General features: G+C 72.0%; 10 protein-coding genes. All 10 read left to right on the top strand.

Annotated elements, in window-relative coordinates; all coding sequences use genetic code 11:
* The first annotated feature begins 63 nt into the window (after nucleotides 1–63).
* The 10 genes from efp (at nucleotide 64) to gmk (ending at nucleotide 10,791) form a co-directional block, all read left to right on the top strand.
* Nucleotides 64–627: an elongation factor P gene (gene efp, locus IFT77_RS01750; protein ID WP_123545904.1), complete on the top strand. Its 564-nt coding sequence runs from the start codon at nucleotides 64–66 to the stop codon at nucleotides 625–627.
* Between the two features lie 18 nt (nucleotides 628–645).
* Nucleotides 646–1,056 (top strand): transcription antitermination factor NusB, encoded by a 411-nt coding sequence (nusB, locus tag IFT77_RS01745; protein ID WP_123545902.1) that lies wholly within the window; start codon nucleotides 646–648, stop codon nucleotides 1,054–1,056.
* Between the two features lie 104 nt (nucleotides 1,057–1,160).
* Nucleotides 1,161–1,703, top strand: coding sequence for a bifunctional pyr operon transcriptional regulator/uracil phosphoribosyltransferase PyrR (gene pyrR, locus IFT77_RS01740; protein WP_192041705.1), 543 nt, complete (start codon nucleotides 1,161–1,163; stop codon nucleotides 1,701–1,703).
* Nucleotides 1,700–2,656 (top strand): aspartate carbamoyltransferase catalytic subunit, encoded by a 957-nt coding sequence (locus tag IFT77_RS16640; protein ID WP_192041704.1) that lies wholly within the window; start codon nucleotides 1,700–1,702, stop codon nucleotides 2,654–2,656. The genes pyrR and IFT77_RS16640 overlap by 4 nt, the downstream gene beginning before the upstream one ends.
* A complete protein-coding gene (locus IFT77_RS01735) occupies nucleotides 2,653–4,023 on the top strand; it encodes a dihydroorotase (protein WP_371740875.1) in 1,371 nt (456 codons plus the stop codon). The genes IFT77_RS16640 and IFT77_RS01735 overlap by 4 nt, the downstream gene beginning before the upstream one ends.
* On the top strand, nucleotides 4,020–4,544 hold the full coding sequence (locus IFT77_RS01730; protein ID WP_192169066.1) for a hypothetical protein: 525 nt from the start codon (nucleotides 4,020–4,022) through the stop codon (nucleotides 4,542–4,544). Before IFT77_RS01735 ends, IFT77_RS01730 begins: the two co-directional genes overlap by 4 nt.
* Nucleotides 4,537–5,721, top strand: a complete 1,185-nt coding sequence (carA, locus tag IFT77_RS01725) for a glutamine-hydrolyzing carbamoyl-phosphate synthase small subunit (protein ID WP_192041701.1) — start codon at nucleotides 4,537–4,539, stop codon at nucleotides 5,719–5,721. The genes IFT77_RS01730 and carA overlap by 8 nt, the downstream gene beginning before the upstream one ends.
* On the top strand, nucleotides 5,721–8,996 hold the full coding sequence (gene carB / locus IFT77_RS01720) for a carbamoyl-phosphate synthase large subunit (protein ID WP_192169065.1): 3,276 nt from the start codon (nucleotides 5,721–5,723) through the stop codon (nucleotides 8,994–8,996). The genes carA and carB overlap by 1 nt, the downstream gene beginning before the upstream one ends.
* Nucleotides 8,993–9,889, top strand: a complete 897-nt coding sequence (gene pyrF, locus IFT77_RS01715; RefSeq protein WP_192169064.1) for an orotidine-5'-phosphate decarboxylase — start codon at nucleotides 8,993–8,995, stop codon at nucleotides 9,887–9,889. The genes carB and pyrF overlap by 4 nt, the downstream gene beginning before the upstream one ends.
* Entirely contained in the window at nucleotides 9,886–10,791 is a 906-nt protein-coding gene (gene gmk / locus IFT77_RS01710; RefSeq protein ID WP_192042308.1) for a guanylate kinase, read from the top strand. Before pyrF ends, gmk begins: the two co-directional genes overlap by 4 nt.
* Nucleotides 10,792–10,795: the final 4 nt, after the last annotated feature.

The raw sequence follows: 10,795 nt of genomic DNA, 5'->3' as shown, positions 1-10,795 counted from the left end.
GCTACACTCGAACCCGGCCAGATCCGGCCCCACCCACCTCACTCCCGATCGGACCTCGCACGCATGGCGACCACCAACGACATCAAGAACGGCGCCGTCCTCGACCTGGACGGCCAGCTCTGGAACGTGATCGAGTTCCAGCACGTGAAGCCGGGCAAGGGCGGCGCTTTCGTCCGCACCAAGATGAAGAACGTGCGCTCGGGCAAGGTCGTCGACAAGACCTTTAACGCCGGCACCAAGATCGAGTTCGCCAACGTCGACCGTCGCGAGTACACGTACCTCTACGCCGAGGCCGACGGCTACGTCTTCATGGACACCACGGACTACGACCAGATCAACGTCCCCGCCACCATCGTCGGCGACGCGAAGAACTTCATGCTCGAGAACCAGAACGTCCAGATGGCGCTGCACGACGGCAACCCGCTCTACATCGAGCTGCCCGCCTCCGTCGTCCTCGAGGTCACCTACACCGAGCCCGGCCTGCAGGGCGACCGCTCCACCGGCGGCACGAAGGCGGCCACCGTCGAGACCGGCTACGAGATCCAGGTCCCGCTGTTCCTCGAGACCGGCACGAAGGTCAAGGTCGACACGCGCGACGGCGGCTACCTCGGCCGCGTCAACGAGTAGTCGGCGGCCACCCGCACAGTGAGCGCACGCACCAAGGCGCGCAAGCGCGCCCTCGACGTCCTGTACGTCGCCGACATCCGCCAGATCAGCATGACCGACGCCCTGGCCGCCGAGACGGCGCGGGCCCGTCAGGAGCCCGAGCGGAACTCCAGCTGGGGCTACGCCCGCGACCTCGTCCAGGGCGTCATCGACCACCAGGCCGAGATCGACGAACTGATCGAGACGTATGCCCAGGGCTGGACGATGGCTCGCATGCCGACGCTCGACCGGGGCATCCTCCGGATCGGCGTCTTCGAGCTGCTGCACAACGACGAGGTCCCCGACCACGTCGCGATCAGCGAGGCGGTCGAGCTGGCCCAGTCGCTCAGCACCGACGACTCGGCTCCCTTCGTGAACGGGCTTCTCGGGCGCATCGCCACGAGCGGCTAGGCTCGGTGCCGGCGACGGGCACCCTCGACGGGGGCGACCGTTCCGGCACCACCACCACCGACGTCCTTTAAGTTCCGTCCCGAGAGGCGGGGAAGGAGGTCCGATTGAGCACACGCACCGTGCTGAGTCAGGCTGACATCACGCGCGCCCTGACGCGCATCTCCCACGAGGTCCTCGAGTCGAACCGGGGCCCCGACGGCCTCGTCGTGCTGGGCATCCCCACGCGAGGCGTCGTCCTCGCCGAGCGGATCGGCGCCCAGCTCTCCTCGATCTCCGGCGTCGCCGTCCCGACCGGCTCCGTCGACGTGACCATGTACCGCGACGACCTGCGCCGCAACCCGACGCGGGCCAGCCAGCCCACCCGCCTGCCCGACGGCGGCATCGACGGCGCGACCGTGGTCCTCGTCGACGACGTGCTCTACTCCGGCCGCACCATCCGCGCCGCCCTCGACGCGCTCAGCGCGCTGGGCCGCCCCCGGGCCGTCCGCCTCGCCGTCCTCGTCGACCGGGGGCACCGCGAGCTGCCGATCCGCGCGGACTTCGTGGGCAAGAACCTGCCCACGTCGGCGGCCGAGCGCATCTTCGTCCGGCTGCACGGCGTCGACGACGACGAGCTCGTCGCCATCGAGGGCGGTTCCGACTCGTGAAGCACCTCCTCAGCACCGCCGACCTCGGTCGCGACGACGCCCTGCGCATCCTCGACGTCGCGGAGGACATGGCCGACGTGTCGACCCGCCAGGTCAAGAAGCTGCCGACCCTGCGCGGCACGACCGTCGTGAACCTCTTCTACGAGGACAGCACCCGCACCCGGATCTCGTTCGAGGCGGCGGCCAAGCGCCTCAGCGCCGACGTGATCAACTTCGCCGCGAAGGGATCGAGCGTCTCGAAGGGCGAGTCCCTCAAGGACACCGCCCAGACGCTGGCCGCGATGGGCGCCGACGGCATCGTCATCCGGCACCCGGCGTCCGGGGCTCCCCGCGTCCTCGCGGACAGCGGCTGGGTCGACGCCGGGATCGTCAACGCGGGCGACGGCACGCACGAGCACCCGACGCAGGCCCTGCTCGACGCCTTCACGATGCGTCGTCGGGTCCACGGCGACGCGAGCCGCGGCCGCGACCTCGACGGCCTCGAGGTGCTGATCGTCGGCGACATCCTGCACTCGCGCGTCGCGCGGTCGAACGCATGGCTGCTGCGGACCCTGGGGGCCCACGTGACGGTGGTGGCGCCTCCCACGCTCCTGCCGGTCGACGTCAGCCGCCTGGGAGTCGACGTGCACTACGACCTCGACGAGGCGATCGCCCGGGTGCAGCCCGACGTGGTCATGATGCTGCGCATCCAGCAGGAGCGGATGGTCGAGGCGTTCTTCCCCAACGCCCGCGAGTACGCCCGTTCCTGGGGCCTCGGGGCGGCGCGCTTCCGGTCGCTGCCGCCCACGGCACTCGTCATGCACCCCGGCCCGATGAACCGCGGCCTCGAGATCGGCGACGACGCCGCCGACTCGCCCCGCTCGACCGTGCGCGAGCAGGTCGGCAACGGCGTGGCCGTCCGGATGGCCGTGCTCTACCTCACACTCGCCGGCGACCGGGAGGACTCCCTGTGACCACCACCCACCTGATCCGCGCCGTCGAGACCGTCGACGGCACCCGCACCGACGTCCTCGTCCGCGACGGGGTCGTCGTCGAGCTCGGCTCCGGCCTCAGCGCCGCCGGCGCCGAGGTGATCGACGCCGACGGCCTGCTCGCGCTGCCCGGCCTCGTCGACCTGCACACGCACCTCCGCGAGCCGGGCGGCGAGGGCGCCGAGACCGTCCTCACCGGGTCCCGAGCGGCCGCCGCCGGAGGCTTCACCGCGGTCAACGCCATGGCCAACTCGTCGCCGGTCGCCGACACCGCGGGCGTCGTCGAGCAGGTGCAGGCCCTCGGCGAGCGAGCGGGCTACGTCACGGTCCGGCCGATCGGCGCCGTGACCCAGGGCCTCGAGGGCCGTCGGCTCTCGGAGATCGGCGCCATGGCCCGGTCCCGGGCGGCCGTCCGCGTCTTCTCCGACGACGGCCACTGCGTCTCCGACCCGCTGCTGATGCGTCGTGCGCTCGAGTACGTCAAGGGCTTCGGGGGAGTCGTGGCCCAGCACGCGCAGGAGCCGCGCCTCACCGAGGGTGCCCAGATGAACGAGGGCGCCCTGTCGGCCGAGCTCGGGCTCGGCGGCTGGCCCGCCGTCGCGGAGGAGTCGATCATCGCCCGCGACGTCCTGCTCGCCGACCACGTCGGCGCCCGCCTGCACGTCTGCCACGTCTCGACGGCGGGCAGCGTCGAGGTCGTCCGCTGGGCCAAGGCGCGGGGCATCGACGTGACCGCCGAGGTCACGCCGCACCACCTCCTCCTCACCGAAGATCTCGTCTCGAGCTACGACTCGCGCTACAAGGTCAACCCGCCGCTCCGCCGGGCGGAGGACGTGGAGGCGCTGCGGACGGCCCTGGCCGACGGCACGGTCGACATCGTCGCCACCGACCACGCCCCGCACACCTCGGAGGCGAAGCACTGCGAGTGGGACGCCGCCGCGAACGGCATGGTCGGCCTCGAGAGCGCCCTCTCCGTCGTGCACCGGACGATGGTCGAGACGGGCCTGATCGGCTGGGCGGACGTGGCCCGCGTGCTGTCGGTCGCACCGGCGCGCATCGGGCAGGTCGAGGGGCACGGACGACCGCTGGCCGTCGGGGAGCCCGCCGAGCTGACCCTCTACGATCGAGGGGTGAGCAGGACCTTCGGCACCGAGCACCTGGCGGGCCGCAGCCGCAACTCGCCCTTCCTCGGGCACACGCTGCCCGGGCAGGTCGTCACGACGCTGCACCAGGGCTACGCCACCGTCCGTGACGGCCTCGTCGTCGACGAGCGCGAGATCGCCGACCGCGCCGCTCGCGTGGCCGCGGCGGCCGTCCTGGCCGCCCCCGAGCCTGCGGGCGCCCCGTGAACCGCTGGGTGATCGGCGCGGGCATCCTCGTCCTGCTCGTGTTCGTCGTCCTCCTCATGGTCCGCTCCTGGCGCGCCCGAGGTCGACGTCAGGCGGACATCGCCCTGCCCGAGACGGCCCCCGACGCCCTGTCGCCGGCCCTCGTCGAGCACGACGGCTTCTACGTCGCGACGACCCGGTCGGGCGACCCGCTCGACCGGATCGTGGTCGGCGGGCTCGGCTTCCGGGGCAGGGCCGTCATCTCGGTGCACCGGGAGGGCGTGCGCCTCGAGATCGCGGGCGAGCCCGCGAAGCTGGTCCGCGCCTCCTCGATCCGCGACGTCGGCCGCGCGACCTGGACCATCGACCGCGTGGTCGAGACCGACGGGCTCGTGCTCGTCGCCTGGAGCCTCGGCGACACCGACGTCGACACCTACCTGCGCGTCACGGACGACCCCCGCCCGCTCGTCGACGCCGTCCGCACCATCACGACCTCGGCCCCCACGGCCGGCACCACCACAGGAGAGCAGACCATTGACTGACGCGTCCACCACCACCCGGGCCGTCCTGGTGCTCGAAGACGGGACCCGCTACGCCGGCCGCGCCTACGGCGCCGTCGGGCGGACGCTCGGGGAGACCGTCTTCGCCACCGGCATGACCGGCTACCAGGAGACCCTCACCGACCCGTCCTACGCGGGGCAGATCGTCGTCATGACGGCCCCGCACATCGGCAACACGGGCGTCAACGACGAAGACCCCGAGTCCCGTCGCATCTGGGTCTCGGGCTTCGTCGTCCGCGACGCCAGCCGCGTGGTCTCGAACCACCGAGCCCAGGGCAGCCTCGACGACCAGCTCGTCGCCGACGGCGTCGTGGGCATCCGCGGCATCGACACCCGCGCGCTGACCCGCCGCCTCCGCGACGTCGGCTCGATGCGCGGCGGCGTGTTCAGCGGCCCCGACGCCGAGCTCGATGACGACGAGCAGCTCGCCCTCGTGCGCGGCTCGGCCGACATGCGCGGCCTCAGCCTCTCGAGCCAGGTCTCGACCGTCGAGCCCTACGTGCTCGAGGCCGAGGGCGAGCTCGTCGGCTCGGTCGCGGTGCTCGACCTGGGAGTCAAGACGTCGACGCTGCGCTACCTCGCCCAGCGCGGCTTCCGCGTGCACGTCCTCCCGCAGGACACGACACCCGACCAGCTCCGCGCCCTCGCGCCCGACGCCCTCTTCTTCTCGAACGGTCCCGGCGACCCCGCGGCCAGCGACGCCCAGGTCGAGCTGCTGCGCGGCGCCCTCCGCGACGGCCTGCCCTACTTCGGCATCTGCTTCGGCAACCAGCTGTTCGGCCGAGCTCTCGGCTTCGACACGTACAAGCTGCCCTTCGGCCACCGCGGCATCAACCAGCCGGTGCTCGACAAGACGACCGGCAAGGTCGAGATCACGAGCCAGAACCACGGCTTCGCGGTCGACGCGCCCGTCGAGGGCGTGCTCGACTCGCCCGCAGGCTTCGGCCGCGTCGAGGTCAGCCACTTCAGCCTCAACGACAACGTCGTCGAGGGCCTCCGCGCCCTCGACATCCCGGCCTTCTCGGTGCAGTACCACCCCGAGGCGGCGGCCGGGCCCCACGACAGCAACCACCTCTTCGACCGCTTCCGCGAGGCGGTCGTGGCACGCAAGTCCGGCCAGCCCGTCGACTTCGGCTCCGACCTCGAAAGCAGCAACTGATGCCCAAGCGCGCAGACATCAACTCGGTCCTCGTCATCGGCTCCGGGCCGATCGTCATCGGCCAGGCGGCCGAGTTCGACTACTCGGGCACCCAGGCGTGCCGCGTCCTCCGCGAGGAGGGCGTGCGCGTCATCCTCGTGAACCCGAACCCGGCCACGATCATGACCGACCCCGACTTCGCCGACGCCACCTACGTCGAGCCCATCACGTCCGAGGTCCTCGAGGCGATCATCGTCAAGGAGCGGCCCGACGCGATCCTGCCGACCCTCGGCGGCCAGACGGCGCTCAACGCCGCCATCGCGCTCGACGAGGAGGGCATCCTCGCCAAGCACGGCGTCGAGCTGATCGGCGCCAAGGTCGAGGCGATCCAGAAGGGCGAGGACCGACAGCTCTTCAAGGAGCTGGTGCTCGAGTCGGGCGCCGACGTCGCGAAGTCCTACATCGCGCACACCGTCGAGGAGGCGGTCGACTTCGCCGAGGACCTCGGCTACCCGCTCGTCATCCGTCCGTCGTTCACGATGGGCGGCCTCGGCTCGGGCTTCGCGTACACCCGCGACGAGCTCGTCCGCATGGTCACCGACGGCCTGCACCAGAGCCCGACCACCGAGGTCCTGCTCGAGGAGAGCATCCTCGGCTGGAAGGAGTACGAGCTCGAGATGATGCGCGACACGGCCGACAACACGGTCGTCGTCTGCTCGATCGAGAACGTCGACCCGGTCGGCGTGCACACGGGCGACTCGATCACGGTCGCGCCCGCGCTCACCTTGACCGACCGCGAGTACCAGAACCTCCGCGACATCTCGATCGACATCATCCGCCGCGTGGGCGTCGACACGGGCGGCTGCAACATCCAGTTCGCGATCGACCCGGCCGACGGCCGCGTCATCGTCATCGAGATGAACCCGCGCGTCTCGCGCTCCAGCGCGCTGGCGTCGAAGGCGACGGGCTTCCCGATCGCCAAGATCGCCGCGAAGCTGGCCCTCGGTTACCGCCTCGACGAGATCCCGAACGACATCACCAAGGTGACGCCCGCCTCCTTCGAGCCCACCCTCGACTACGTGGTCGTCAAGGTGCCGCGGTTCGCCTTCGAGAAGTTCCCCGCGGCCGACACGACGCTCAGCACGACGATGAAGAGCGTCGGCGAGGCCATGGCCATCGGCCGCAACTTCGCCCAGGCGCTGCAGAAGTCGCTGCGCTCGCTCGAGAAGCGCGGGTCCAGCTTCCACTGGGAGGGCGAGCCCGGCGACCGGGAGGCGCTGCTGAGCCTGGCGCACACGCCCACCGACGGCCGCATCGTCACCGTCCAGCAGGCCCTCCGCGCCGGCGCCACGGCCGAGCAGGTCTTCGACTCGACCGCGATCGACCCCTGGTTCATCGACCAGGTCGTCCTGATCAACGAGGTCGCCGACGAGATCGCCGCCGCGCCCGAGCTCGACGCGGACCTGTTCGCGCACGCCAAGGACCACGGGTTCAGCGACGTGCAGATCGGACAGCTGCGCGGGCTCGGCGAGCAGGAGGTGCGCGAGCTGCGCTGGTCGCTCGGCGTGCGTCCCGTCTTCAAGACGGTCGACACCTGCGCGGGCGAGTTCCCCGCGCTGACCCCGTACCACTACTCGAGCTACGACCTCGAGACCGAGGTCGCGCCGAGCGACCGCCGCAAGGTGATCATCCTCGGCTCGGGCCCGAACCGGATCGGCCAGGGCGTCGAGTTCGACTACTCGTGCGTGCACGCCAGCTTCGCCCTGAGCGACGCGGGCTACGAGACGATCATGGTCAACTGCAACCCCGAGACGGTCTCGACCGACTACGACACGAGCGACCGGCTCTACTTCGAGCCGCTCACCCTCGAGGACGTCCTCGAGGTCGTGCACGCCGAGTCAGCCAGCGGCGAGCTCGTCGGCGTCGTCGTGCAGCTCGGTGGCCAGACCGCGCTCGGCCTGTCCAAGGGCCTCGAGGCGGCGGGCGTCCCGATCCTCGGCACCTCGCCCGACGCCATCGACTCCGCCGAGGAGAGGGGTCTGTTCTCCGCGATCCTGGACGAGGCCGGCCTGCTGGCCCCGCGCAACGGCACCGCGACCGACTACGAGACCGCCGTCGCCGTCGCGGAGGAGATCGGTTACCCCGTGCTCGTCCGCCCCTCGTACGTGCTCGGCGGCCGCGGCATGGAGATCGTCTACGACAGCCCCTCCCTCGCCGACTACTTCGTCCGCGTGAGCGACCAGGCGATCATCGGCCCGGATGCGCCCCTGCTCGTCGACCGGTTCCTGGACGACGCCGTCGAGATCGACGTCGACGCCCTCTACGACGGCGCCGAGCTCTACGTCGGCGGCGTCATGGAGCACATCGAGGAGGCGGGCATCCACTCGGGCGACTCGAGCTGCACCCTGCCGCCGGTGACGCTCGGCAAGGGCGAGATCGACCGCGTCCGCGAGGCCACGCTCGCCATCGCGGAGGGCATCGGCGTCCGCGGCCTGCTCAACGTGCAGTTCGCGATCGCGGCCGGCGTCCTCTACGTGATCGAGGCGAACCCCCGGGCGAGCCGCACGGTGCCGTTCGTCTCGAAGGCGCTCGGCATCCCGCTCGCCAAGGCGGCGTCGCTCGTCATGGTCGGCCAGAGCATCCGCGAGCTCGTCGAGAGCGGGCTGCTGCCCGCCCAGGACGGCTCGGACGTGCCGCTCGACTCCCCCATCTCCGTCAAGGAGGCGGTGCTCCCGTTCAAGCGCTTCCGCACGAAGGAGGGCCAGGTCGTCGACAGCGTCCTCAGCCCCGAGATGCGCTCGACCGGCGAGGTCATGGGCATCGACCGGGACTTCCCCCGTGCCTTCGCGAAGAGCCAGACAGCGGCGTACGGCGGGCTGCCCACGACGGGCACCGTCTTCGTCAGCGTCGCCGACCGCGACAAGCGCGCCATCGTGCTGCCCGTCCTGCGCCTCCAGCAGCTCGGCTTCCGCGTGCTCGCGACCGAGGGCACGGCGACCGTGCTCATCCGCAACGGGATCGCGGCCGAGATCGTCGGCAAGTACAGCGCCGGCGGCGAGAGCGTCGTCGACCTGATCAACCGCGACGAGGTCGACATCGTGATCAACACGCCGAGCGGCTCGAGCGCCCGCGCGGACGGCTACGAGATCCGCGCCGCCACCGTCGCGGCCGACAAGGCCCTCTTCACGACGATCGCGCAGCTCGGCGCGGCGGTGGCCTCGATCGAGGCCATCCACACGCCCTTCGAGGTCACGAGCCTGCAGGACTACGTTCTGGCGCGGGCGGCACGGCGGTGACGGCCGCCTCCGTCGCCGCTGCGGTCCCGGCCGGCGGGGCGGGCGCCTCCTTCGGGTCTCGCCTCGCCGACGTCCTCGAGACGCCCGGCGGCCTCTGCGTCGGCATCGACCCGCACGCCTGGCTGCTCGAGGAGTGGGGACTGCCGACCAGCGCGGCCGGTGTCCGCGAGCTCGGCCTGCGCGCGGTCGAGGCGACCGCGGGGTCGGCCGGGGTCGTGAAGCCCCAGGTCGCCTTCTTCGAGCGCTGGGGCTCGGCCGGCTTCGCCGCGCTCGAGGACGTCCTCGCGGCCGCCCGCGACGCCGGGCTGATCGTGATCGGCGACGCCAAGCGCGGCGACGTCGGCAGCACGATGGACGGCTACGCCGAAGCCTGGTTCGCCCCCGACTCGCCCCTGCGGGTCGACGCCCTCACGGTGTCCCCGTACCTCGGCTTCGACTCGCTCCGCAGCACGATCGACCGGGCCCGTCAGGTCGGTGCGGGCGTCTTCGTCCTCGCGGCGACCTCCAACCCGGAGGCGCGGGCCGGGCAGACCGCGCGCGTCGCCGGCCCCGACGGCACGTCACGGACCCTGGCGGCAGGTATCGTCGACCAGGTGCGAGACGACGACCAGGCAGCAGGGGAGACCCGACTCGGCTCCGTGGGCCTCGTGCTCGGGGCGACCGTCGACCTCGCGTCGTACGGCATCGACACGGCGGCGCTGACCGGCGTGCCCGTCCTCGCCCCCGGCTTCGGCCACCAGGGGGCTCGGGTGTCCGACCTGACGGCCCTCTACGGCGCGGCAGCACGCACCGTCCTCGTCTCGACCTCCCGCGGCGTCCTCGCAGCCGGCCCCGACGGGATGGCCGCGGCCGTCCGCGACGCCGCGGAGGAGGTGCGCTCGTGCCTCGCATGACCCCGCCGCCGGTCGACCGTGCCGCCGCCGCCCGGGCCGCGGTCGCCGCCCGTCGTGCCCGCGCCGCCGTCAAGGCCTCCGTCGCCGAGCGACGGCGCACCGCGCTCGACGTCGCCGAGGCCGCCTGGGCCGGCGAGCCGACGGCGCCCGAGGCGACGCTGCGCGTCCGTGAGCTGCTCACGAGCATCCCCGGCATCGGGCCCACCCGGGTCGCGCGGATCATGACCGACCTCGGCATCGCCGAGTCGAAGCGGGTCGGCGGCCTCGGCGTCCGGCAGCGTCGCATCCTCGGCGACTGGCTCGCCGTCCGCGAGGCCCGGGGACGCGTGCGGTCCCGACTCGTCGTCCTCGCCGGGCCCACGGCCGTCGGCAAGGGCACCGTCTCGACCCACATCCGGGAGAACTACCCCGACGTGCACCTCTCCATCTCGGCGACGACCCGGGCGCCGCGACCGGGCGAGGTCGACGGCGTGCACTACTACTTCGTCGACGACGCCGAGTTCGACCGGATGATCCGCGAGCGCGAGCTGCTCGAGTGGGCCACCGTGCACAACTCGTACCGCTACGGCACGCCGCGGCCCCCGATCGACGCCGCCCTGCAGGCCGGACGGAGCGTCCTGCTCGAGATCGACCTCCAGGGCGCCCGCCTCGTCCGCACGGCGATGCCCGAGGCCGTCCTCGTGTTCCTGCTGCCGCCCACGTGGGACGAACTCGTCCGCCGGCTGATCGGCCGGGGCACGGAGGACGCGGCCGAGCAGCAGCGCCGACTCGAGACCGCGAAGGTCGAGCTGGCCGCCCAGGACGAGTTCGACGTGAAGGTCGTGAACCACGACGTGCCCGAAGCGGCCCGCGAGGTCGTAGAATTGATGACTGCGCCCGAGGACGCACGCCCGCAGGCGTGACTCG

It is taken from the genome of Frigoribacterium sp. CFBP 13729, assembly GCF_014841875.1.
GTDB lineage: Bacteria > Actinomycetota > Actinomycetes > Actinomycetales > Microbacteriaceae > Frigoribacterium.
The sequence above is the reverse complement of the archived record's forward strand: the minus strand, read 5'-3'. Positions and strand labels throughout refer to the sequence as shown.

Bases quoted from the DNA above. Each gene is read 5' to 3' on its own strand.
- efp (WP_123545904.1), top strand. From the start codon at position 64: ATGGCGACCACCAACGACATCAAGAACGGCGCCGTCCTCGACCTGGAC.
- carB (WP_192169065.1), top strand. From the start codon at position 5,721: ATGCCCAAGCGCGCAGACATCAACTCGGTCCTCGTCATCGGCTCCGGG.
- gmk (WP_192042308.1), top strand. From the start codon at position 9,886: ATGACCCCGCCGCCGGTCGACCGTGCCGCCGCCGCCCGGGCCGCGGTC.